This window comes from Paraburkholderia sp. SIMBA_053, from assembly GCF_046534895.1.
Lineage (GTDB): Bacteria > Pseudomonadota > Gammaproteobacteria > Burkholderiales > Burkholderiaceae > Paraburkholderia > Paraburkholderia caledonica.
Window position 1 is genome coordinate 1 of record NZ_JAWRXU010001790.1, and the last position, 233, is coordinate 233.

Consider the following 233-nt stretch of genomic DNA (forward strand, 5'->3'; position numbering starts at 1 on the left):
GCCTGAGCTCGGCTACCGCACTGCGGACACCATCGGGCACGTAATCCCACGTGGCGTCGGCCATGGGACGGCCCTTGTCGTCGGTAATGCCGATCTTCTCCCGCAGCGTGTAGACGTTCTTCCGCCCTTCCCTGGCTCGGGTGATGTAGCTCATCTCCTCCAGTGTGTCGAGCTCACGCAGCACCTGCGACTTGGACAGGCCGGACTTCTCCATGATCGTTTCGATCGAGGGG

At 62.7% G+C, this 233-nt stretch carries 1 pseudogene; it reads right to left on the reverse strand.

The features are described 5' to 3' along the window. Positions 1-214 (reverse strand): annotated as a pseudogene (locus tag SB753_RS41680) (helix-turn-helix domain-containing protein); the annotation flags it as partial. Positions 215-233 lie beyond the last annotated feature (19 nt).